Source organism: Agrobacterium pusense (assembly GCF_013285525.1).
GTDB lineage: Bacteria > Pseudomonadota > Alphaproteobacteria > Rhizobiales > Rhizobiaceae > Agrobacterium > Agrobacterium pusense.
Genome location: NZ_CP053858.1, coordinates 290,034 through 310,243 on the forward strand (window position 1 = coordinate 290,034; position 20,210 = coordinate 310,243).

Below are 20,210 nucleotides of genomic sequence, written 5' to 3' on the forward strand. Positions count from 1 at the left end.
CTGCGTTCAGGCGCGGAGAGCAGAACCTTGAGCGCGCCCGCGGCTGTCGACGAGCGCGCTTCCGTTTGTGTCAGATGCTCGACGGGGCGAGCACCGCCTGCATCAAGGTGTTGTTCCACTCGCCCGTCACCTTGAAATGGGCGGCCGCGCCCAGTTCGAAGGCTTCGATAAGGTTGTGATTGACATAGGCGTAGATGCCGGGCTGCTCGAAGGTATAGAAGGCCGCGCCCGCCGTGCCGCCGGGGATGAACCATGTTTCCTGGTCGATATCCGGCGGGTTGCGGAATTTACCCGTTGCCCAGACATAATCGCCATGGCCGCCGATAAGGTGCGGGCGGGTATCGCGATTGGCCTGCGAATGCACGATCAGCACTTTTTCACCCACGGCGGCCTGAAGGGCGTGTTCTCCCGTTAGCGCGCCGACCGCACCGTTGAAGACGATGTGACTCGGTGTCAGCTTGCGCATCACCTCCAGCGTGTCGGCCATGGCGTCGCCGGCGCTTTCATATTTTTTGAAATTGCCGTTCTCGTCGCGCGGGATGTAGAAGTCCTGCTCGCCGACATAATAGATCTTGTCATAAACGAGTTCCTTGCCGTGGCCGTCCGTCAGGCCCTCACGCGGCAGTACCATGATCGCACCATTCATGCCCGAGGTGACGTGCCACGGCACCATGCCGGGAGGTGCGCAGTGATAGACGAAGACGCCGGCCTTGGTGGCCTTGAAGCGCAGGATCGCCTTTTCACCGGGGTTGACGATGGTGAGCCCGCCGCCGCCGAGCGCGCCGGTGGCCGAGTGGAAATCGATATTGTGCTGCAGCTCATTGGTATCGGGGTTGATAAGGGTCAGTTCGACATAGTCGTCCTGGTGCACCACCATCAGAGGCCCGGGAACCGAACCGTTGAAGGTCATGGCGTGAACCTCAGTGCCCTTGTCGTCGAGGATCATCTTCTGCTCTTTGATCGTGAGGGTGAACTCGACGATCTTCGGTCCGCCTTCGGCTTTCTGCGTGTGAGCATGCACGAAGGGCGGCTTGACGAGATCAACTTTTACGCGAGGTAGTACTCCAATCTCAGCCTTCGTCAATGGCTTGGCCGCAGCCTTTTTTTCCTCTGCCGCGCTCGCTGCCGATGGCATGATGACCGGAGCCAAAGCCCCTGCAAATGCCGCGCCCGCGAGAATATTACGCCGTGTGATGTGGAAGGTTTCCGTCATCATATTTCTCCTGTCCCTCTTGGGGCAGAGCATGCTTCGCTCTGTCACAGCATTTGTAGTGGAGGTACGGAAATACAATTTGAGATGGAGCAAACTGCGCGTCGGGCCACCTGCGACATTTTGGCAGGCGGTTACGGCTTCATGCGCACGGGTAGCACCTCCTCTTTGCCTGTTCGCAAAGAAGCGAGACGGGATTGCGTCTAGACATATGTCAAGACCAGATGAGGAGCATTACAATGACTGGCAGCCAAACCGTTCCCACCCAAGGGCGCAGCCGGCCAAAAGGCGGCATTCCAAGGGGGCTGGCACGCACCGGCCCGGTTGTCTTTTCTTATGGCTTCCGGCCGTTTTTTCTCGGTGGCGCCCTTTGGGCCATCGTGGCGATGGTGTTGTGGATCGCAGCCCTTTCCGGCTTCATTGACCTTGGGGGAGATTACGGCCCGCCGAACTGGCATGCCCATGAGATGCTGTTCGGTTTCGCTTCAGCGGTGCTGGCCGGCTTTCTTTTGACGGCTGTGCCCAACTGGACGGGGCGGCTGCCCGTATCGGGCAAACCGCTGGTCTGGCTGTTTGCGCTCTGGTGCGCGGGCCGGATCTTCCTGCTCGTGCCAGACACGGTGGGTGTGGTCACCGCCGCAACCGTTGACGGACTTTTCCTGCCGGCACTTCTCACGATCTGCGCGCGCGAGGTCATTGCAGGGCGCAAGTGGAAGGACCTCAAAGTGCTGGGTGGGCTATTGGCGCTTTCCGTCGCCAATATCGTTTTCCATTTGGCGGCGATTGAAGGCGACCCGAGCCAGATGGCGACCCGTCTTGCCGTCTCAGCCTACACCGTGCTCGTCATTATCGTCGGCGGCCGGATCGTACCGAGTTTCACTCGCAACTGGCTGAACCGTTTCGGCCGCACGGATTTTCCTGTGCCCTATAACGGCTTCGACACCGCCGCCATCCTCACCGGCATTGCGGCGCTGGCCACCTGGACAATGGAACCCGAGAGCATGCTGGCCGTGACAACGGCGCTTCTGGCGGCTTTCATGCATGCGGTGCGGCTCATCCGCTGGCGCGGCTGGACGACATGGCCGGACCAGGTGCTGGTGGTGCTGCATGCGGCCTATGCCTTCATCCCCGCCGGTTTCATCGCCATTGCGCTGGCGGCTCTCGATGTCATGGATACACGCTCGGTCCTGCATGTCTTCACCGTCGGCGTCATCGGTTGCATGATGCTTGCGGTGATGACCAGAGCGAGCCTCGGCCATACCGGACGAAAGCTTGCGGCCAGCAAAGTTACTATTGCCGCTTATGTGGCGCTGATCGCCTGCGCACTGCTGAGACCGGCAGCCGAGTTCTTCCCCGGCGCGATGATGCGTCTCTACGCCTGCTCGGCGCTTCTCTGGATCGTTGGTTTCGCTCTCTTCTGCTTCGAGTACGGGCCGATCCTGATGCGCGAGCGCAAACCGCTCAAAGCCTAGAAGGCCTGCTTGCCATACCGCCAAAACGAAACGCCCCGGAAGCAATTTCAGGGGCGTTTCGTTTTCCGGGATTTGACTTCTGGTTTAATGCGCACCGGCACCGGCGCGGATGAAGATGCGAAACACCGTGCGCGCCTCGTCGAAATTGCCGGCCCATTGATGACCCCGGGCCAGAAGCTCCGGGTAGAGGAAGGTCGGTTCCTGCGGCATCAACAAGAAGATCACGGAACCCAGGGGAAGACGGTCAAGTGTGGCAAGCGTACGGGTCGTTTGACCCCCGGTCGCCTCATCGCTCAGATCGAGATAGACGACCGGGTCGGGCCATATCTGCGGCTCCTCCGCGTTGCCAGCAAGCGCGGGCGACACGGAAATCTGCTCGGCTTCACTGGATCGCGGCGTGAACAGCACCTCCCAGTCGCCGCCGCCGATTTCCCGGACCTGATGGTTGAAACCGCGTTCCGCCATCACCTTGAACAGTGGACTGGGCCGGAAGGTGGCGTATAATCGCAGCGCCTCGCCGGGCGCAAGCCCTGCCACGGCTTCCATGATGGCCGGAAAAGGCTCGCCGCCGCTCAGCAAAAGCGGCCGGACATCGAGTTCCCTGATCATTTCCGTCATTGCATCACCTCATCTGTCGGCTGGCGGCGGCAGGGGCCGTCCGCCAGAGGAATTTTCACCATGCCGCAGGCGCTGGGGTCAATGTTCGGATCCGCAGCAGCATTCGCAGCCGGAGATATCGTCTTCCGAACCTTCGGCCTGTTCTTCCAGCCGGCAGATATCGAGACGCCAGACGTCCGGACCCTGTTCGAGATATTCCCAGCCGAACTGGCCGGGGAAATTGGTGGCGAGCTGGTAAAGCAGTGGACGGGGATCGTGATCGCTGGTGATCTGTAGCGATTGACCCTCGGTCAACGCGCCAAGTGCACCGAAAATGCGCGGATGGCGTTCGCGATGCGGAATGATGCGCACATCGATATTGGTCGCACTTTGGGCTTGGGACATAGGCTGGCTCCGTGGCCGCGGATGGAATGATGCCCGGCGGTGCGGCCGGCCGGCGGACTGGAAAAACCTATCCGTCTTGGCGTTGGGAGACATTGTCGCCGCGCAAACAGACCTGAGACTCGTCAGGTCCGTCTGCGTGACATGCGTCAGCCGGCAAGGCTGCGATAGATTGCTGGCAGCGCCGATGGCAGCTTCGCTATCCTGCTGACGATGGCATAACCGTTCTGGCCGAACATTGCTGGTATATAGGATTGCGCCTTGCTGTCGACGGTCACGCCGAAGACGCTGACGCCAGAATGTCGCGCCTCGGAAACCGCACGGCGGCTGTCCTCGATGGCGAAGCGACCCTCATAGTGGTCGACATCGTTCGGCTTCCCGTCCGTTAGCAGCAGAAGCAGCTTGCGGCGCTCCGGCCTTTCATGCAGCTTGGCGCTCGCATGGCGGATGGCGGGGCCGATACGGGTGTAAAAGCCCGGCTTCAGCGCCGCGATGCGACGCTCGACGGTGTGGCCCATCGGCTCATCGAAATCTTTCACCGTTTCCACCCGCACCCACGAACGGCGGCGGGAGGTGAAGGTCATGATGGAGTGACTGTCGCCGCAGGCGGAAAGCCCGTGGGCAAGCACCACCAGGGCTTGCTTTTCCACGTCCAGCACCCGGCGATTGTCGAACCACGCATCGGTGGACAGGGACACATCGACGAGGATCGTTACGGCAAGATCATGCGCCTGTGGGCGGCTTGCCATATGAATGCGGTCGCTGCCCTGTCCTCCGGCGGCGATGTCGCTTCTCGCGCGCACCACGGCGTCAAGATCGAGATCATTGCCGTCAAGCTGGGCGCGCAGCATCTCGTGGCGTGGCCGCAGCACCTCGAATTGCCGCCTGATCCGACGGATGAGGCTCTTGGTGTCCGGGTCGGGTTCCGGTGCCGTTTCGGCGTCTTTCGCCGGACCGGCGATGACCCGGCAATGATCGGCGAGATAGGTACCGCTGCGATAATCCCATTCGGGATAGGTCAGCTCCGCTGTCAGCGGGGTATGGTTCAGTGCTTCGGGCGGCAGGTCCAGATCGAAGCGGAAGCGGGCGGAAGGGCGTCCCTTTCTCTCGCCCAGCGTTATGTCATCCAGCTCGTCGGCTGCGCTGCCGTCGGCATCGTCGCTGTCGTCACCGGGACGATCGACATTGACCATCTCCGCCATGGCGAGGATTTTTTCGAAACGGTTGAGAATGAAGGGGCTGCGTTTGGTCTGGCGGTTCTCAGTTTTTTCGCGCACCGCGATATGACGGGCGGCCTCCGCACTCTGCGGCGCTGCATTAGAGGCCGGCTGGTCCTCGCCCTGCCGGGACTCGGATGTCTCGCGCAGCAGTGTATCCGGCCACAGCGGCACCGGCAGCATCGGCAGGTAGCGTGGCGGCGCTTTGGCCGGAAAGCCGGCGGGTGGCGCATGTCCCTCGATCCCTGCCGCATCGGCCAGCATGGAAAGCACCCGTTGTTCCACCTGCTGTTCCGCCTGCGGCAGCGGCCGCTTTTGCCGCACCGCGAGCATGGCGGCGCATAGCCGGCGATAGCGGGTCTTCATGCCGGAAAAAGTACGGGTTACGGTCTCGGCCAGCTCCGCGGCGCGGTCGAGCCGGGCAAGATCGTTGCGCAGCGGATCGGCAGCCACGACCGGTTCAAGCGGCATCATCGCCATGGCGGCGGCGAGCCAGAGATAGAGATCGCGGTTGAGGCACCGGTCAGGAAACAGATCGAGCATCGGCGGCAGCATCAGCGTGGCATGATCGCGTCCGGGTTGGGCGAGCTTCTCTTCGCCAAGGCCCATGCGCTGGCGCAGCCTCAGCCGGTGGCTGGAAGTGCGCGCGCGGGCCGGAGCGATCTGCACCGCGTGTTCACCGCCAAAACCGCGGAAACAAATGGCCAGCACGGCCTGCATATCTTCCAGCTTCACGGCGTGATCCGGAAAGCGCAACCATGTGCCGGTATCGCCGATCAGCCTGTGCCAGGCGCGGCCGACGGTTTCTTCCAGTTCCAGAAAGTCCAGCATGGTTTATCCTCATGGCATCAGGCCGGAATGCGAGGGCCTCGCCGCGCATTCCGATACGGATAAAAATCCGCCCTATCGAATGATCGCATCCGCAACTTCGTGCAGCGCGGCCTTCACGTCAGGCTCGTCGGTCAGCGGCTCGATCATCGCCGCGCGCACGGCCTGACGGGCGGAAAGGCCGGTGTCGATGAGGCTGGCGCAATAGACGAGCAGGCGGGTGGAGACGCCTTCTTCCAGATCGTGGCCTTTCAGGCCGCGCAGCCGGTGGGCAAGATCGACGAGCGGCTCGACATCGCGCGCATCGAGCCCGCTTTCATGCGAAACGACGGCAATCTCCTGCTCCTTCGGCAAAAAATCGAATTCAATGGCGACGAAGCGCTGGCGGGTGCTGGGTTTCAGGCTTTTCAGCAGGTTCTGGTAGCCCGGATTGTAGGATACGACGAGCATGAAACCCGAGGGCGCTTCCAGCACCTCGCCGGTGCGCTCCAGCGGCAGGATACGACGGTCGTCGGTGAGCGGATGCAGCACAACGGCCACATCCTTGCGCGCTTCCACAATCTCGTCGAGGTAACATATGCCGCCCTGACGCACGGATCGTGTCAGCGGGCCGTCCATCCACACGGTTTCACCGCCTTTCAGCAGGTAACGACCGGTCAGATCGGCGGCGGCAAGATCGTCGTGACATGAAACGGTCGAAAGCGGCAGGCCGAGTTTTGCCGCCATATGACTGACGAAACGGGTCTTGCCGCAACCTGTCGGGCCTTTCAGCAGCAGCGGCAATTGCCGCACCCAGGCGCTTTCGAACAGCGTGCATTCATTGCCAAGCGGTGTATAGAACGGCATGTCCGGCAAAGGCTGCGGCGGGGCGCGGAAAATCGTATTCATGGTCATCTCCATGGTTGGTGGTAAGGACCGGCTCTCCGGGGGAAAAGGAGAGCCGGTCCGTTTCTCATTCGGCGGGCTGCACCAGGCGGGCGACGTCGCCCTGTTTCTGCTTGCCCGGCACCAGGACTGCCCAGATGAACATGACCGCCGAAATGAGAACTGCGAAACCGGAGCCGAGACGGATCCAGTAGAAGATCGCCAGCTGGTCCTGCACATCCATGAAGCTTTCGCCCATGACGCGCTGAAGCTGGATCTGCACCACGCCGGCAAAGGTCAGCGCGAAGGTCATGACCGACATGGCCGTGCACATCACCCAGAAGCTCGTCATCGAAAGCCACTGGTTGTAGGGCGCGCGTTTCTTCATTTCGGGGATGGCGTAGGCCATCATCGCAAGGTTCAGCATGACATAGGCGCCGAAGAAGGCGAGGTGGCCGTGCGCGGCGGTAAGCTGCGTGCCGTGGCTGTAATAGTTCACCGAAGACAACGTGTGCAGGAAACCCCAGACGCCGGCGCCGAAGAAGGCCATGACCGAACAGCCGATCGACCACAGAAGCGCTGCGCGGTTCTCATGCTTGCGGCCGGCCTTCCAGGTCATGACGAAGGTGAAGATGACCATGGTGAAGAAGGGTGCCACTTCCAGCGTCGAGAAGAGCGAGCCGATCCATTGCCAATAACCGGGCGCGCCGATCCAATAATAGTGGTGGCCGGTGCCGAGGATGCCCGAAAAGAGGGCAAGGCCGACGATGACATAGAGCCATTTTTCCACCACTTCGCGGTCGATGCCGTTGAGCTTGATCATCAGGAAGGCGAGGATTGACGCCATGATCAGTTCCCAAACGCCTTCCACCCACAGATGGATGACGTACCACCAGTACATCTTGTCGAGCGCCAGGTTCATGGGGTTGTAGAAGGCGAAGAGGAAGAAGATCGCCAGACCCCAGAGCCCGAAGAGCAGGATGTTGATGACGGTGGTTTTGCGGCCCTTCAGCGCTGTCATGGTGATGTTGAACAGGAACATCAGGACGACAAGCACGATGCCGACCTTGATGGCGAAGGGCTGTTCGAGGAACTCGCGGCCTTCATGGATACGGAACATATATCCGACCACGGCAACGGCTGCGGCCACCAGAAAGATCCAGAACTGCGCGATGGCGAGCTTGGGGCTGTAAAGCTCCGTTTCCGTCTCTTCCGGCAGCAGGTAGAAGGTCGAGCCCATGAAGCCCATCAACAGCCACACGACCAGCGCATTGGTGTGGATCATGCGCACGATGTTGAAGGGCAGAAGCTCTGAAAGCGTATTGGGGAGCACGTAGATCGTCGCGGCGACGACGCCGAACAGGATCTGCGCCACGAACAACCCGATTGCGCCGTAAAAATACAGCATGGCGACTTTTTGCGTCTGGTATTTCATCTCGTCGTCTCCTTGCTGTCAACCTCAACCCGCATCGTTCGGCGGCCAGTTCTGCGTCTTGATCCGGCTCGTCCATTCGAGAAAGTCGACGAGATCATCGAGTTCCTGTTCGGTGAGATTGAACTGCGGCATCTGGCGCCGGCCCTCGATGCCGGTGGGCTGGGCGGCCATCCAGGCCTTGATGGAATCGCGCGCCGCATCCTTGTCGTCCACGCCGCCATAGCGCTTCCAGACATTGCCGAGTTCGGGCGCGAAATAGGCGCCTTCGCCGAGCAGCGTGTGACAGTTGATGCAGGAATTTTTCTCCCACACATGTTTGCCGCGTGCGACGCTTTCCGTCAGCGTGCTTTCGTCCGTCGAGGTGGTGCGCATGTAATAATGGCTATGGGCGGTCAGCCCGACAAATATGGCGAAGAAGAAGATGGAGCCGCCGTAAAAGACGTTTCGCGCTCCTGTTTTGGTCAGGCGTTCTGCCATGCCAATGGTCCTTTCCATCCGGAAGACCGCTTATGCGGACTGGCTTGATCGAACCCTCTTGCCGGGATTTGCCAGCAGGCTGGCGGAATGCGGTGGGGTCTGACGCCTTTCTAGCCGCTGGCTGCAGGCGTTCTTTGCCATTTGGCAAACAAGTGGAGAGGTGATGTGGTCCGCCTTTTCACAGCGGCAAAATGCCCTGCAGGAACGCCCGCAAAAGGGCTGCGGCGGCGAAGATTGCGGGCCATGCCAGAAGTGCCGTGCGCAGCAGGCCCCGCTCTTCGCCAAAACCCAGAAAATCGTCGATGACGCGTCTGGATTTCATGAGCGCGAAAAGTAGCATCAGGCAGGCGACGGCAACCGGCGGCAGAAGCGCCGCCTTCCACGAGGTGATGACGGCCGTACCGGCGAGAACGAGTATGGCGAGCACTGCAAAACTTCTTGCAAGCTGGCGGGAGGTGCGGTGGATCATGACTGTCAAACCAGATAGACGATGGGAAAAATGACGATCCAGACCAGATCGATGACATGCCACAGCGTTGTCACCAGCGTGACGTTCTCGTTTTTCGGGAAGACTGCGACGAGAAACAGCAGCACGGCCACGAAGACGACATGCAGCAGGTGGAAGCCGGTGAGCAGGAAATAAAGCTCGAAGAAAGCGCCATAGGCGGCATCGGAGGCGAGGGCGATTTCGGTGCAATATTCATAGAGTTTTACCCCGACGAAAACGAAGCCCAGCAGGCCGGCAAGCGCGAGCGCCCGCCTTCTGCCCGGCGGCGCGGTGTGGCGACTGGCCGCAACGGCCGCCTGCCAGCCGCTCGCCAGCAAAATCAGCGTATTGAGACCGGCAAGTTGTGGCTGCAGATGCTGGCGCGCGGCGGTGAAGGCCTCTGGATTGAGGGCGAAGGCGATAATGAAGGCGCCGGTCAGCGCGCCGAAAGCGGCAAGTTCGCTCCAGACCAGAATCCACAAAAGCAGGTTTCCGCTTTCCTCTTCCGTACTTGTCGGCATGGCCTCGCCCGTATTTGTAAAACAGCAAACCACGCTTAGGCGTCCTCAAAACCCGCTTCTTTGCGGTCGGTCAAAGAAGGGAGCGCGCAAAGTTCTATTGTCATGACAAAGCGCAACTCTGGAAAACGGAGCTTCCCATGAACGACGCACAGGTCGGGCTGATTGTCGCAACCCCTATTATCATTGGCTTTGCGGTGCTGTTTTACCGTATGGGAGTGTTGCAGCGCATGGGCGCGGTTTCCGCCGTACTTGCCTCCGTGGCCATTGCTTCGGTGCTGTTCCTGAACCAGTGAAAAGGCGATCGCATGCTTGAATTTGTCGCCGCTCTTTCGCTTTTCGTGGCGCTGCATTCCATTCCCGCCGTCCCTGCCGTGCGCGGCCGGCTGATTGCGGCTATCGGCAGGCCCGCCTATTTCGGGACTTATTCCGCCGTTTCGCTTCTGACGCTGGGCTGGGTATTTTATGCCGCGCTGTCGGTCGATTATATTCCGCTCTGGGAGGTCGCGCCCTGGCAGGCGCATGTCACGTTCCTCGTTGCCCCAATTGGCCTGTTTTTCGTGCTGGCCGGCCTTTTCAGCGTCAATCCGCTTTCCATTTCCGTGCGGCAAGGAGATAAACCGGGGGCAATCGTGCGCATCACGCGGCATCCAGTGCTCGTCGGTTTCCTGTTCTGGTCGCTCGGTCATGTCGTGCCAAATGGCGACCTGCGTTCCGTCATCCTGTTCGGCGCCTTTGCGCTGTTTTCGCTTGGCGGGATGGCGATGACCGAACAACGCGCGCGAAAAAGACTGGGTGATGCATGGAGCGCGGCGGCTGCTAAAAATGCAACGATCCCTTTCGCAGCAATGCTTTCCGGCAAAACGCGCCTCGCCGTGGACGGGCCGATGCTACTAGCCGCCTTGCTGACAGGGTTGACGGTCTGGTGGCTGTTGGCCGGCGGCCATGCCATGCTTTTCGGCGCGGACCCTATGGCCTATCTCTGATCGTTTAGCGCGCCTTCGCCATATGCGGCTGCCATATCGACGCCTGCGGCGCGGGCGCGATACCGAGCTGATCGATGGCGCGAGCGGCCATCTGGTCGACAATATCGGCGACGCTTTGCGGTCTGTTGTAAAAGGCCGGCACCGGCGGCATGACGATGGCGCCGGCCTCCGTCACTGTGCACATGTTGCGCAGATGGATGAGATGCAGCGGCGTCTCGCGCGTCATCAGCACAAGTTTGCGGCGTTCCTTCAGATGCACATCGGCGGCGCGGGTGAGAAGATTATCCGAAAACCCGGTTGCAATGGCCGCAAGTGTGCGCATGGAGCAGGGCGCAACGATCATGCCTTTGGTCGGGAAGGAGCCGCTGGCAATTGCCGCGCCGATATCATCGACGGCGTGATTGACGCTGGCGAGCGAGAGCATCCGCCCCATGGCTTGCGCACCTTCCTCATGCAGCACGGTGCGCCTGGCCGATTGCGACAGGACAAGATGGATTTCGACGCTTTTCATCGCGGCGAGGCGCTCGACGATCCGCAACGAAATGGCGGCACCCGAGGCGCCGGTGACGCCAACCACGACGCGGCACGGGGTCATGGCCGTTCTCCAAGGCTGAGATCGCGCCACATCAGATCCACTTTCGCGATCACGTCGGGTGTCATCGACAGCACACGGCCCCATTCGCGCTCCGTCTCCGGCGGCAGCTTGCGGGTGGCGTCAAGCCCCATCTTGCCGCCGAGCCCGGCTTTCGGCGAGGCGAAGTCGAGATAATCAATCGGCGTGTCGTCGATGATCGTCGTATCGCGCGAGGCGTCGAAACGGGTTGAGAGCGCCCAGACGACGTCCGCCCAGTTGCGCACATCAATGTCGGGATCGACCAGAATGATGAGCTTCACATAGCTGAACTGCGGCAGCATCGACCAGAGGCCCATCATCACCCGTTTTGCCTGCCCCGGATATCGTTTGTCGATCGAAGCGACGATGACGCGGTAGGAACAGGCGTCCGGCGGCATCCACAGATCGACAATCTCCGCAAACTGCTTTTTCACGAGCGGCAGGAAAATCTCGAGCATGGCTTCGCCGAGAACCGAAGGCTCATCCGGCGGCCGGCCGGTATAGGTGGAAAGATAGATCGGATCGCGGCGCATGGCGATTGCCGAGAGCGTCATGACCGGGAAGGATTCGACCGAATTATAATAGCCGGTATGGTCGCCATAGGGGCCTTCGAGTGCCGTTTCCGTTACTGAGACGGTCCCTTCCAGTACGATTTCGGCATTGGCGGGCACCGGCATCGGCACGGTCAAGGCTCTGGCAATGCGGCTTTTCGAGCCGCGCAGCAGGCCGGAGAAGCCAAGCTCGCTGATTTGGTCGGGAAGCGGCATCACGGCGGCGAGAATGGTGGCGGGATCAGTGCCGATGGCGATGGTGATGGGCATATCCAGCCCGCGCGCCTGCCACAGCCGGTGGTGATGTGCCCCGCCACGATGAGCCAGCCAGCGCATGATCACCTTGTCCGGCCCCAACACCTGCATGCGGTAGATGCCGACATTGATATCGTCGCAATCATCAGGCGAACGGGTGATGACCAGCGGCCAGGTGATGAGCGGGGCCGGCTCGCCCGGCCAGCACCATTGCACCGGCAGGCGGGCAAGATCGATCGCATCACCCGTCAACACCCTTTCCTGCACCGGCGCGCGCGAGACGTTTCGTGGCCGCATCGAAAGTGCTGCTCTCAGAAGAGGCAGCTTACCCCACGCTTCGGCCATGGATTTGGGCGGTCGCGGCTCGCGTAATTCGGCGAGCTTTTGTCCAAGTGCGGGCAGACCGCCCGTTTCCAGCCCCAGCCCCCATTCGATACGTTGCCGCGTGCCGAACAGATTGGCAAGCAGCGGCATGTCCCGCACCTTGCCCTCATGGTCGACTGGTTGCTCGAAAAGCAGCGCCGGCCCGCCATCGGCAAGCACGCGGCGGTGGATTTCGGTGATTTCGTGCACCAGCGAGACCGGCTGGCGGATTCGCCGCAGCTGCCCACGTTCTTCCAGCAGCCGGATGAAACTGCGCAGATCGGCAGTGCGGATTGGTCTCGTTTCTGTTTCTTCGTCTCTCATGCCGCCTGTTTGGAGGCGCCGGTGCGGCATGTCCTTGCGCTGCCGCAAATGCGGCTCAGTGCGAACGAAGATAGTCGGCGAGAGCCGGGGCGTGGTTGTGTTGGGTATCGTGGGCGGCATAAAGCAGTGTGACCCGGCCCTTTGCCATCAGCTCCTTCATGTGGGCCACGGCATCGGGATTGGCCGAAAGCTCCTTATGATAATGCCGGGTGAATTCCTCAAAGCGGGACGGCATATGGGAGAAGTTCTTGCGCAATTCGTTGCTGGGAGCGATTTCCTTCATCCACAGGGAGAGCTTTGCGTTTTCCTTGCTCATGCCGCGCGGCCAGAGCCGGTCCACCAGAATGCGCGCGCCGTCATCGTCGCTGGCGGGTTCGTAAATCCGTTTGACCCTTAAATCGGACACGGGCGGCCTCCGTCGCTTGGCAAGTGAATGAATTATAGCGGCTTTTGTGAAGGCGCACCCGAAAATTTCTCTGTCTTTGCGTTCGCTCAAACCGCCATCCGTACGCCACGGTTAGGTTGCCGCCCGCAACAGAGCCGACAGGACCCTTCATGAGACCTTTCCCCGCCGCCATCGCCACTCCCTTGAATTTTCTGCCGATTGCCGTGGTGCAGCGAGCGACGGCGGCGATGCTGGCGCAGATCATGAAGCGGCATCCGGATATGTTCGTCCGGCTCGGCGAACATCGCAGCAAGTGCTACGCTTTTCTGCCTGTCGATCTCCCCTTCACCTTCATGGTCGAACCGGCGCATTCCGCCATCACCGTCAGCAGAAAGGGCCGCCTGCCCAAGACGGACGCGGCGGTCGAGGGACCGCTTTTCATGCTGCTTGCGCTGATGGAGGGGCGGCAGGATGCCGATGCGCTGTTCTTCTCGCGCGATCTCAGCGTCACCGGCGATATGGAGGCGATGGTGGCGCTGCGCAATGCGCTTGATGATAGCGGCATCGATCTGCCGCGCGATCTCGGTGCATTTGCCGGACCTTTCGCGCCGATGGTAACTGGCCTTGCGGACCGCCTGCGCGGCCATGTTCTGTCCGAAACGCGGGGAGATGAGTCATGGAACTGATCTGTCCTGCGGGAACGCCCGCCGCCTTTCGCGAGGCCGTGGATGCCGGGGCGGACGCCGTCTATTGCGGCTTTCGCGATGAAACCAATGCCCGCAATTTCCCGGGCCTTAATTTTTCCCGCGAAGAACTTGCCGAGGCCATCGTTTACGCGAAGAAACGCCGCGTGCAGACCTTCGTGGCGCTCAACACCTTCATGCGAGCAGGCAATGAGGATATCTGGTATCGCGGTGCGGCCGATGCGGTGAAGGCGGGGGCGGATGCGCTTATCCTTGCCGATTTCGGTCTGATGGCGCATGTGGCGGAACATCATCCGCAGCAGCGTATCCACGTCTCCGTGCAGGCCTCCGCCTCCAATGCGGACGCGGTGAATTTCCTCGTCGATGCCTTCGGCGCGAAACGCGTGGTGCTGCCTCGCACCCTGACAATTCCTGACATTGCCCGGCTGGCGCGGCAAATCCGTTGCGAAATCGAAATCTTCGTGTTTGGTGGTCTCTGCGTCATGGCGGAGGGGCGTTGCTCGCTATCCTCCTACGCCACAGGCAAATCACCCAACATGAACGGCGTCTGTTCGCCGGCAAGCCATGTCCGCTACCGGCAGGACGGGCAGGCGCTGGTGTCGGAACTTGGAGATTACACCATCAACCGCTTTCCGGCCGGCGAGGCGGCGGGTTACCCCACGCTGTGCAAGGGCCGCTTCGAGATTGCCGATGACAGGTCCTATGCCTTCGAAGATCCGGTATCGCTTGACGTGATGGACCAGATCGATGCGCTGCGCGAGGCGGGCGTCAGCGCGCTGAAGATCGAGGGCCGCCAGCGCGGCAAGGCCTATGTGGCGGAAGTGGTTTCCACCCTTCACCGGGCGCTTGCCGCCGGTGCTGAGGAGCGCGGCAGGCTGCTTTCCCGCCTGCGGCTCATGAGCGAAGGCCAGCGCACCACCGTTGGCGCTTATGAAAAACGCTGGAGATGAAGGCGATGGCAAAACCCGCAAAGGCCACTCTAACACTCGGCCCGGTCCTTTATCTCTGGCAGGGCGAGAAATGGCGAGATTTCTATTTCCGCATCGCCGATGAAGCGCCCGTCAGCCATGTTTATCTCGGTGAAACCGTCTGCTCCAAACGGTTTCATTTCACCGAGCCGCATCTCGCCGACGTGATCGAGCGACTGGAGAGTGCCGGAAAGAAGGTGATCCTCTCGACGCTTTCGCTGGTGACGCTGGAGCGGGAAAGTCGCCAGCTGCGCGGTCTGATCGCCGATAGCCCCTATCCGGTCGAGGCGAACGATCTTTCTGCGCTCGGTTTACTGCACGGCACGCCGCATGTCGTCGGGCCAATGGTGAATGTTTATAATGCCGCGACCGCTCGGCTGCTTTCTTCTCGTGGGGCGAGTGTTATCTGCCTGCCGCCGGAACTTCCGATGACCTCGGTGGAGCGCATCGTGGCGCAGACGCCCGATGTGGACTTCGAAATCTTCGCCTTCGGCCGCCTGCCGCTCGCCATTTCGGCGCGCTGCGCCCACGCCCGCGCCAAGGGCAATATCAAGGATAATTGCCAGTTCGTCTGCGGCGACGATCCGGATGGATTGCCGGTACGCACGCTCGACCGGCAGTCGTTTCTGGCGCTGAACGGCGTGCAGACGGTATCGCATACCTGCCAGTCGGTGCTTGGCGAATTGCAGGATTTGGTCGCCGCCGGCATTTCCCGCTTCCGGCTGTCGCCGCAGGACTGCGACATGGTCGCGGTGGCGCAAATCCATGACGACGTTCTGGCCGGCAGGCGGGAGGCGGAGGACGGTCTTGCACGTCTCGGGCAAATCTATCCGGACGTGCCCTTTTCCAACGGTTTTCACCATGGGCAGGAAGGGGCGGTCTGGATCGCCCGTGCCCGCAACACGGCGCATGGGGTGAATGCATGACGACGAACGGGCAAAGCGAGCAAACGCTGCCCGCAGCGGCACCGGGCGGAGCGGATATCGCGGCGGCAATCCATCTGGTGCGCGATATTGTCCTGCAGAGCGCGCTTGATTGCAACTGCCGCGACAGGGTGCACGAGGCGCTGCGCGAACTTGAGGATTTCGAGCGCCAGCGCAATGTCGTCAAGCTTCTGGCCGTCGCCCGCGAGGAGCGGCGCAAGATCGCGCTCCTGACCGAGATGCTCTGCGATTTCGCCGAAGACGACACGGTGGATCAAGGCGTGGTTGAAACCGCAAGCCTGATGTTTCTCGATATCGCTGCCGCGGCTCAGGAGGGCTCGCGGCTCCTGCGGGACGCGCTCTCACTCAAGAAGGGTGAATAATCCCTGTTTTCGGCCCTGTTTGATCCTGCGCAAAGAGCGGGCGCTTGCAAAATGTCATTTCCGGGGTGGTGACGCGCCGGGACCGGAAAACGGTCTGAGCGGGCGTCACGCGCATCAGGGCGCTTCCGGCGCGAAAGGATCAGGACCATGGCCCATCTCACCCGTCGTCAGGCTCTTTCGGCCTTTTCCGGGCTCGCGGTCGCGACACTTGCCGCACCGCATGTTGCGAAGGCGGAAGCGCCGCTCACCTTTTATGGCCCTCCGGCCGCGCCCTCCGCCGTGCTGGCCCATGCGGTAAAGGGCGGGTTCTTGAAGGATGTCGCACCCGGAGCAGTCTTCAAAGCCTGGAAAACACCGGATGAAATGCGCGCGGCCGTTGCCTCCGGCTCCATGGGGGCGGTGGTGATGCCGAGCTATGGCGTCGCCAATCTCCACAATCGCGGTCTCGGCCTCGGGCTGTTGAACGTGCTGACCACGGGCCTGCTCTATATCGTTTCGAAAGACGGGACGCTGAACTCCCTGCAAAGCCTTTCCGGCAAGACACTCGCTCTGCCGTTCAAAAACGACATGCCCGATTTCGTGCTGCGCCGCCTTGTTGCCGAAAACGGCCTGAAGCCCGGCGACATCAGGCTGGAATATGCCGCCTCGCCGCCGGAAGCCGTGCAATTGCTGTTGACGGGCCGGGTGGAGGCCGCCCTGCTGAGCGAGCCGGCCGCGACCGCCGTGCTCATCAAGGCGAAGTCTTTTTTCATGTCCGTCCATCGCACCATCGATATCCAGCGGGAATGGGCGAAGGTGGCCGGCAAGGCCGAAATCCCGCAGGCCGGCCTCGCCTTGACATCACCGGTCCAGCAAAAACTCGGCAGTGCCAGCATCGAGGCTTTGCAGGACGCCGTGGAGACGGCGCTTGCCAGCGCCATGGCCGATCCGAAGGCGGCGGCCGCTGCGGCCGCTGATGCCTTGGGTTTCCCGCCTGACATCATCGCGGCCTCCTTCCCGACAAGTCATCTATGCGCCCTTAGGGCGAGCGCTGCGCGCGCCGATCTCGAGGCGTTCTACGATGAGCTTGCCAAGGCCGACCCGGCAATCATCGGCGGCCGGCGGCCGGATGACGGGTTTTATCTGGTGTAGCAGGCATGAACCGCATTCTCGAAAGTCTTGGCTGGATGGGCCGCTATCTGTGGGCGGGCTGGGCGGGGCTTTCAGGTATTTTCTGCTTTCTCGCCGCCTGGCAGACCGGGCATGAAATTTATGGCTCCTTCATCCTGCCTTCGCCGGGTGAGACCTTCGCGGCTATCGGATTGCTTGCGGCGAGGCCGGATTTCTTCGCGATCCTGTCGCAGAGCGCCGTCAGGGCCCTGACCGGCTTTGCCATCGCCGCCGGCATCGGCACGGTAGCGGGCGTGCTGGCGGGTTATTCCTTCGCGGCCATGCGGTTGATGAAGCCTGTCGTCACCGTTCTGCTCGGCGTGCCGCCCATCGGCTGGATCGTGCTGGCGCTCATTTGGTTCGGCTCGTCCGGCGGCACGGCTGTCATGACCGTTATCATCGCCTCGGCCCCCGTGTCCTTTGCCGGCGCGCTGGAAGGTGTCGCCAAGCGGGACCGTCAGCTGGAAGTGATGGCGCAGGCTTTCGGCGCTCCGTGGTTTTACCGGCTGCGCACCGTCACCATGCCGCATGTGCTCTCCTACCTCTTCCCGGCCTGGGCGACGACGGCCGGAAGCGCGTGGAAAGTAACCGTCATGGCCGAGCTCCTTTCGAATTCCGGCGGCATTGGCGGCGAACTGGCCACCGCACGCGCGCTGTTCGACATTGCGCAGGTCAGCGCCTGGCTCACCATCACGGTCGGCCTTGCACTGTTGACCGATTACGGCCTGCTGCATCTGCTGCGGGAGGCGCTGGAACGCTGGCGCGCCGCCGGGCTGCCATGGGGTGTCAAACGATGAGCGACCGTTCCATCCTGCGTTTCGAACATGTCGGCCACGCCTTTCTCGGCCGCAGCCTGTTCGACAATTTCGATCTCGGCATAGCGCCGGAGGAAACCGTGGCGCTGCTCGGCCCCTCCGGCAGCGGCAAGACGACGATTCTACAGATCGCGGCTGGAATCATCGATCCTGTTCGCGGCCGCGTGCACCGCCATTATCGCCGGCAGGGTCTGGTGTTTCAGGAGCCGAGGCTGCTGCCGTGGATGACGCTTATCGACAATATTGCCTACGGCCTTGCGGCGGCCGGCTTGCCGAGACGGGAGCGGCGCGAAAGGGCGGGCGATGTGGCGCTGGAGGTCGGTCTGGAGGTGGCTGATTTCGGCAAATATCCGGTGGAACTCTCCGGCGGCATGCGCCAGCGCGCCGGCGTTGCGCGGGCGCTCGCCGTGGAACCGGACATGCTGTTTCTGGATGAGCCATTCAGCGCCGTTGATGTCGGCCTGCGCCGTCATTTGCAGGAACTTCTGGTAAGTGCTGCCCGCCGGCGCGGTTTTTCCACCCTTCTGGTCACCCATGATCTTCACGAGGCGTTGCTGGTTGCCGACAGGCTGATCGTGCTCTCCGGCGTCGACGGCCGAGTCGTTGCCGCGCATAAGCCCGCGGGTTCGCCGGGCCGGCGCATGGCGCGTGCGGTTTTCGACGAAGCGGAACGCCTGTCCGAGAGCCCGGCCTTCGCCGAACTGTTTTCAGCAAGGGAGCGGGTGCGATGAGGCAGCCCCCCATCCTTTCCGAAGCCCTGCGGCTGTTTTTCCCTCTGGCCGCACTGCACGGTGCGGGCTGGCCCCTCCTGTGGATCGTCATCGGTGGTTATGCCCTGCCTTTCGCCGATGCGGTGCCTGCATCGCAATGGCACGCCCATGAAATGATCTACGGCACCTATGGCATGGCGCTTGCCGGTTTCCTTGGCTCGGCGGTGCCGGAATGGACGGATACGAAACCGGCGCAGGGGAGAGTGCTGGTCCATCTTGCCTGCCTCTGGCTGCCGGGCCGCATCATCGGTGTCTTGGGGGCTGATGCGTGGAGCCTGCTGGCCGGCTTTTTCGATATGGCTTTTCTGCTTGCGCTCTCTGCCCTCATCGGCAGGGCGATGCATGCGCGGCGCACGATGAAACACCTGGCATTCCTTATCTGGCTTCTTCTTTTCGCGGCGGCGGAAGCGGGTGTGCGTTATGGCTGGTGGAGCGGCGATCTCGAACTTGCATCCCGCATGCTGGAGGCGGCGCTGTGCATTTTCACCGTGCTGTTTTCGCTCTCGGCAGCCCGCATCAATGTGGTCGTCATCAATCTGGCGCTCGATCCAAGCGGAGAGACCACGCCTTACCGGCCGCATCCCGGCCGCCAGCACATGGCGGGCGCCATGGTGACGGTTTATATGGCAGCGAGGCTCGCCTTTCCGCAAAGCGATGTCTGCGCCTGGCTTTCGTTTGCGGCCGGTGCAGCGTTTCTCGACCGGCTCGCCGAATGGTTCATCGGGCGCGCGGTCTTCAGGACCGAGGTGCTGTTGCTTGGCCTCGGCAACGCCTTTGCGGGCGTGGGTTTTCTGGCGCTCGGCGCGACACGGCTCGGTTTTTCCGTCACGCCCGCCGCAGGGCTGCATCTGCTCTCGGTCGGGGCGCTCGGATGCGCCATCATGGCCGTCTTCATCATTGCCGGGCTGCGGCATACGGGCCGCAATCTGACGCATCTGCCATGGCAGGCGCATGTGGCCGCCCTTCTGATGGCGATGGCCGGGCTAGTCCGCATCCTCCCGGAATTCGACTTTGCCGCAACATTGTCTCCCTATCACCATGGCCTCAGCGCCGTTTTGTGGGCGGTGAGCTTCGGGGTCTGGTTGCAGAGTTTCCTGCCCTTCATGCGCGCGCCTGGCATGGACGATGCAGGAGCCTGCGGTTGAGAGCGAGACACTGCTTGCCCGTCTAATGTTTATTTTTTGAGCAGAAGCACAATGCGAAATCAGTGATTTAGGCGAGCCGTCTTGATGAATGTTAATTTTGATAAATAATCAATAAAATCAAGTGGTTGAATATTTCTGTCTTTTGGCGGATGATAACTCGAAACGAATAGGAAACGCGAATATGCCTAAAATAGTCGCGCCTCAACACGCAGATGAAAAGACTGGCCGGACGAGGGAGCTTGTGACCTTCGCCGTTCTGGCCTTTGGGATCTGGCCCGTTCTGGCGGTCGGATTTGTCGGGGCTTATGGCTTTATCGTCTGGATGTTCCAGATCATTTACGGCCCTCCGGGGCCGCCCGGTCATTGAGG

Annotated in this window: 24 protein-coding genes; 12 read left to right on the forward strand and 12 right to left on the reverse strand. The window is 61.6% G+C overall.

Annotation, left to right across the window (positions count from 1 at the left end; genetic code table 11):
• Nucleotides 1-70: 70 nt before the first annotated feature.
• Nucleotides 71-1,213: a copper-containing nitrite reductase gene (gene nirK, locus HQN82_RS24545; protein WP_173616234.1), complete on the reverse strand. Its 1,143-nt coding sequence runs from the start codon at nt 1,211-1,213 to the stop codon at nt 71-73.
• Between the two features lie 236 nt (nt 1,214-1,449).
• On the opposite strand from nirK, the gene HQN82_RS24550 reads away from it, so the two are divergent.
• The gene (locus tag HQN82_RS24550; protein ID WP_173616235.1) at nt 1,450-2,682 is read left to right on the forward strand and encodes an NnrS family protein; all 1,233 of its coding nucleotides are present in this window, start codon (nt 1,450-1,452) and stop codon (nt 2,680-2,682) included.
• Nucleotides 2,683-2,766: 84 nt separating this feature from the next.
• On the opposite strand, the gene HQN82_RS24555 is transcribed toward HQN82_RS24550, so the two are convergent.
• The 8 genes from HQN82_RS24555 to HQN82_RS24590 form a co-directional block, all read right to left on the reverse strand.
• Nucleotides 2,767-3,300: a DUF2249 domain-containing protein gene (locus HQN82_RS24555; protein WP_173616236.1), complete on the reverse strand. Its 534-nt coding sequence runs from the start codon at nt 3,298-3,300 to the stop codon at nt 2,767-2,769.
• A gap of 78 nt (nt 3,301-3,378) precedes the next feature.
• Complete coding sequence (locus HQN82_RS24560) at nt 3,379-3,684, reverse strand: DUF2249 domain-containing protein (RefSeq protein ID WP_173616237.1); 306 nt, start codon at nt 3,682-3,684, stop codon at nt 3,379-3,381.
• A 146-nt stretch (nt 3,685-3,830) separates the two neighbouring features.
• Complete coding sequence (locus tag HQN82_RS24565; RefSeq protein WP_173616238.1) at nt 3,831-5,729, reverse strand: nitric oxide reductase activation protein NorD; 1,899 nt, start codon at nt 5,727-5,729, stop codon at nt 3,831-3,833.
• A 72-nt stretch (nt 5,730-5,801) separates the two neighbouring features.
• Nucleotides 5,802-6,614 carry a CbbQ/NirQ/NorQ/GpvN family protein gene (locus HQN82_RS24570; protein WP_173616239.1) on the reverse strand — a complete coding sequence of 271 codons (813 nt, stop codon included), beginning with the start codon at nt 6,612-6,614 and terminating at the stop codon, nt 5,802-5,804.
• A 64-nt stretch (nt 6,615-6,678) separates the two neighbouring features.
• A complete protein-coding gene (locus HQN82_RS24575; protein ID WP_003585385.1) occupies nt 6,679-8,025 on the reverse strand; it encodes a nitric-oxide reductase large subunit in 1,347 nt (448 codons plus the stop codon).
• A gap of 24 nt (nt 8,026-8,049) precedes the next feature.
• The gene (locus HQN82_RS24580) at nt 8,050-8,502 is read right to left on the reverse strand and encodes a c-type cytochrome (protein ID WP_022557547.1); all 453 of its coding nucleotides are present in this window, start codon (nt 8,500-8,502) and stop codon (nt 8,050-8,052) included.
• Nucleotides 8,503-8,680: 178 nt separating this feature from the next.
• Entirely contained in the window at nt 8,681-8,971 is a 291-nt protein-coding gene (locus HQN82_RS24585; RefSeq protein ID WP_173616240.1) for a hypothetical protein, read from the reverse strand.
• Nucleotides 8,972-8,976: 5 nt separating this feature from the next.
• Complete coding sequence (locus HQN82_RS24590; protein WP_173616241.1) at nt 8,977-9,510, reverse strand: cytochrome c oxidase subunit 3; 534 nt, start codon at nt 9,508-9,510, stop codon at nt 8,977-8,979.
• Between the two features lie 137 nt (nt 9,511-9,647).
• Here HQN82_RS24590 and HQN82_RS24595 point away from each other — a divergent pair, with 137 nt between their 5' ends.
• On the forward strand, nt 9,648-9,803 hold the full coding sequence (locus HQN82_RS24595; RefSeq protein ID WP_173616242.1) for a hypothetical protein: 156 nt from the start codon (nt 9,648-9,650) through the stop codon (nt 9,801-9,803).
• Nucleotides 9,804-9,815: 12 nt separating this feature from the next.
• Entirely contained in the window at nt 9,816-10,493 is a 678-nt protein-coding gene (locus HQN82_RS24600; protein ID WP_173616243.1) for an NnrU family protein, read from the forward strand.
• 4 nt (nt 10,494-10,497) lie between these two features.
• Here the strand turns inward: HQN82_RS24600 and HQN82_RS24605 are convergent, their stop codons facing one another.
• The 3 genes from HQN82_RS24605 to HQN82_RS24615 are packed head-to-tail and all read right to left on the reverse strand — an operon-like array spanning nt 10,498 to nt 13,005.
• Nucleotides 10,498-11,088 carry a UbiX family flavin prenyltransferase gene (locus tag HQN82_RS24605; RefSeq protein ID WP_173616244.1) on the reverse strand — a complete coding sequence of 197 codons (591 nt, stop codon included), beginning with the start codon at nt 11,086-11,088 and terminating at the stop codon, nt 10,498-10,500.
• Nucleotides 11,085-12,599: a UbiD family decarboxylase gene (locus tag HQN82_RS24610; protein WP_173616245.1), complete on the reverse strand. Its 1,515-nt coding sequence runs from the start codon at nt 12,597-12,599 to the stop codon at nt 11,085-11,087. Before HQN82_RS24610 ends, HQN82_RS24605 begins: the two co-directional genes overlap by 4 nt.
• A 55-nt stretch (nt 12,600-12,654) precedes the next feature.
• Nucleotides 12,655-13,005 carry a DUF488 domain-containing protein gene (locus tag HQN82_RS24615; protein ID WP_173616246.1) on the reverse strand — a complete coding sequence of 117 codons (351 nt, stop codon included), beginning with the start codon at nt 13,003-13,005 and terminating at the stop codon, nt 12,655-12,657.
• A 149-nt stretch (nt 13,006-13,154) separates the two neighbouring features.
• On the opposite strand from HQN82_RS24615, the gene ubiT reads away from it, so the two are divergent.
• From ubiT to napE, 9 genes are all read left to right on the forward strand, one after another.
• A complete protein-coding gene (gene ubiT, locus HQN82_RS24620; protein WP_173616247.1) occupies nt 13,155-13,670 on the forward strand; it encodes a ubiquinone anaerobic biosynthesis accessory factor UbiT in 516 nt (171 codons plus the stop codon).
• A complete protein-coding gene (gene ubiU / locus HQN82_RS24625; protein ID WP_173616248.1) occupies nt 13,661-14,638 on the forward strand; it encodes a ubiquinone anaerobic biosynthesis protein UbiU in 978 nt (325 codons plus the stop codon). The genes ubiT and ubiU overlap by 10 nt, the downstream gene beginning before the upstream one ends.
• Nucleotides 14,639-14,643: 5 nt before the next feature.
• Nucleotides 14,644-15,582 (forward strand): ubiquinone anaerobic biosynthesis protein UbiV, encoded by a 939-nt coding sequence (gene ubiV, locus HQN82_RS24630; RefSeq protein WP_173616249.1) that lies wholly within the window; start codon nt 14,644-14,646, stop codon nt 15,580-15,582.
• Nucleotides 15,579-15,962: a hypothetical protein gene (locus HQN82_RS24635; protein ID WP_173616250.1), complete on the forward strand. Its 384-nt coding sequence runs from the start codon at nt 15,579-15,581 to the stop codon at nt 15,960-15,962. Before ubiV ends, HQN82_RS24635 begins: the two co-directional genes overlap by 4 nt.
• Before the next feature lie 147 nt (nt 15,963-16,109).
• A complete protein-coding gene (locus tag HQN82_RS24640) occupies nt 16,110-17,093 on the forward strand; it encodes an ABC transporter substrate-binding protein (protein ID WP_173616251.1) in 984 nt (327 codons plus the stop codon).
• Nucleotides 17,094-17,098: 5 nt separating this feature from the next.
• Complete coding sequence (locus HQN82_RS24645; protein ID WP_173616252.1) at nt 17,099-17,908, forward strand: ABC transporter permease; 810 nt, start codon at nt 17,099-17,101, stop codon at nt 17,906-17,908.
• On the forward strand, nt 17,905-18,657 hold the full coding sequence (locus HQN82_RS24650) for an ATP-binding cassette domain-containing protein (RefSeq protein ID WP_173616253.1): 753 nt from the start codon (nt 17,905-17,907) through the stop codon (nt 18,655-18,657). Before HQN82_RS24645 ends, HQN82_RS24650 begins: the two co-directional genes overlap by 4 nt.
• Nucleotides 18,654-19,841: an NnrS family protein gene (locus HQN82_RS24655; protein WP_173616254.1), complete on the forward strand. Its 1,188-nt coding sequence runs from the start codon at nt 18,654-18,656 to the stop codon at nt 19,839-19,841. The genes HQN82_RS24650 and HQN82_RS24655 overlap by 4 nt, the downstream gene beginning before the upstream one ends.
• A 181-nt stretch (nt 19,842-20,022) precedes the next feature.
• Nucleotides 20,023-20,208 carry a periplasmic nitrate reductase, NapE protein gene (gene napE, locus HQN82_RS24660; RefSeq protein ID WP_173616255.1) on the forward strand — a complete coding sequence of 62 codons (186 nt, stop codon included), beginning with the start codon at nt 20,023-20,025 and terminating at the stop codon, nt 20,206-20,208.
• Nucleotides 20,209-20,210: the final 2 nt, after the last annotated feature.

What these genes read in the sequence shown, in the direction of transcription:
- HQN82_RS24590 (WP_173616241.1), bottom strand. Translation starts at nt 9,510, where the DNA reads ATGCCGACAAGTACGGAAGAGGAAAGCGGAAACCTGCTTTTGTGGATT.
- HQN82_RS24570 (WP_173616239.1), bottom strand. Translation starts at nt 6,614, where the DNA reads ATGAATACGATTTTCCGCGCCCCGCCGCAGCCTTTGCCGGACATGCCG.
- napE (WP_173616255.1), top strand. Translation starts at nt 20,023, where the DNA reads ATGCCTAAAATAGTCGCGCCTCAACACGCAGATGAAAAGACTGGCCGG.
- HQN82_RS24550 (WP_173616235.1), top strand. Translation starts at nt 1,450, where the DNA reads ATGACTGGCAGCCAAACCGTTCCCACCCAAGGGCGCAGCCGGCCAAAA.
- HQN82_RS24650 (WP_173616253.1), top strand. Translation starts at nt 17,905, where the DNA reads ATGAGCGACCGTTCCATCCTGCGTTTCGAACATGTCGGCCACGCCTTT.
- HQN82_RS24610 (WP_173616245.1), bottom strand. Translation starts at nt 12,599, where the DNA reads ATGAGAGACGAAGAAACAGAAACGAGACCAATCCGCACTGCCGATCTG.
- HQN82_RS24605 (WP_173616244.1), bottom strand. Translation starts at nt 11,088, where the DNA reads ATGACCCCGTGCCGCGTCGTGGTTGGCGTCACCGGCGCCTCGGGTGCC.
- ubiU (WP_173616248.1), top strand. Translation starts at nt 13,661, where the DNA reads ATGGAACTGATCTGTCCTGCGGGAACGCCCGCCGCCTTTCGCGAGGCC.
- HQN82_RS24595 (WP_173616242.1), top strand. Translation starts at nt 9,648, where the DNA reads ATGAACGACGCACAGGTCGGGCTGATTGTCGCAACCCCTATTATCATT.
- HQN82_RS24555 (WP_173616236.1), bottom strand. Translation starts at nt 3,300, where the DNA reads ATGACGGAAATGATCAGGGAACTCGATGTCCGGCCGCTTTTGCTGAGC.
- ubiV (WP_173616249.1), top strand. Translation starts at nt 14,644, where the DNA reads ATGGCAAAACCCGCAAAGGCCACTCTAACACTCGGCCCGGTCCTTTAT.
- nirK (WP_173616234.1), bottom strand. Translation starts at nt 1,213, where the DNA reads ATGACGGAAACCTTCCACATCACACGGCGTAATATTCTCGCGGGCGCG.
- HQN82_RS24580 (WP_022557547.1), bottom strand. Translation starts at nt 8,502, where the DNA reads ATGGCAGAACGCCTGACCAAAACAGGAGCGCGAAACGTCTTTTACGGC.
- HQN82_RS24645 (WP_173616252.1), top strand. Translation starts at nt 17,099, where the DNA reads ATGAACCGCATTCTCGAAAGTCTTGGCTGGATGGGCCGCTATCTGTGG.
- HQN82_RS24575 (WP_003585385.1), bottom strand. Translation starts at nt 8,025, where the DNA reads ATGAAATACCAGACGCAAAAAGTCGCCATGCTGTATTTTTACGGCGCA.
- HQN82_RS24585 (WP_173616240.1), bottom strand. Translation starts at nt 8,971, where the DNA reads ATGATCCACCGCACCTCCCGCCAGCTTGCAAGAAGTTTTGCAGTGCTC.
- ubiT (WP_173616247.1), top strand. Translation starts at nt 13,155, where the DNA reads ATGAGACCTTTCCCCGCCGCCATCGCCACTCCCTTGAATTTTCTGCCG.
- HQN82_RS24565 (WP_173616238.1), bottom strand. Translation starts at nt 5,729, where the DNA reads ATGCTGGACTTTCTGGAACTGGAAGAAACCGTCGGCCGCGCCTGGCAC.
- HQN82_RS24655 (WP_173616254.1), top strand. Translation starts at nt 18,654, where the DNA reads ATGAGGCAGCCCCCCATCCTTTCCGAAGCCCTGCGGCTGTTTTTCCCT.
- HQN82_RS24635 (WP_173616250.1), top strand. Translation starts at nt 15,579, where the DNA reads ATGACGACGAACGGGCAAAGCGAGCAAACGCTGCCCGCAGCGGCACCG.
- HQN82_RS24560 (WP_173616237.1), bottom strand. Translation starts at nt 3,684, where the DNA reads ATGTCCCAAGCCCAAAGTGCGACCAATATCGATGTGCGCATCATTCCG.
- HQN82_RS24600 (WP_173616243.1), top strand. Translation starts at nt 9,816, where the DNA reads ATGCTTGAATTTGTCGCCGCTCTTTCGCTTTTCGTGGCGCTGCATTCC.
- HQN82_RS24640 (WP_173616251.1), top strand. Translation starts at nt 16,110, where the DNA reads ATGGCCCATCTCACCCGTCGTCAGGCTCTTTCGGCCTTTTCCGGGCTC.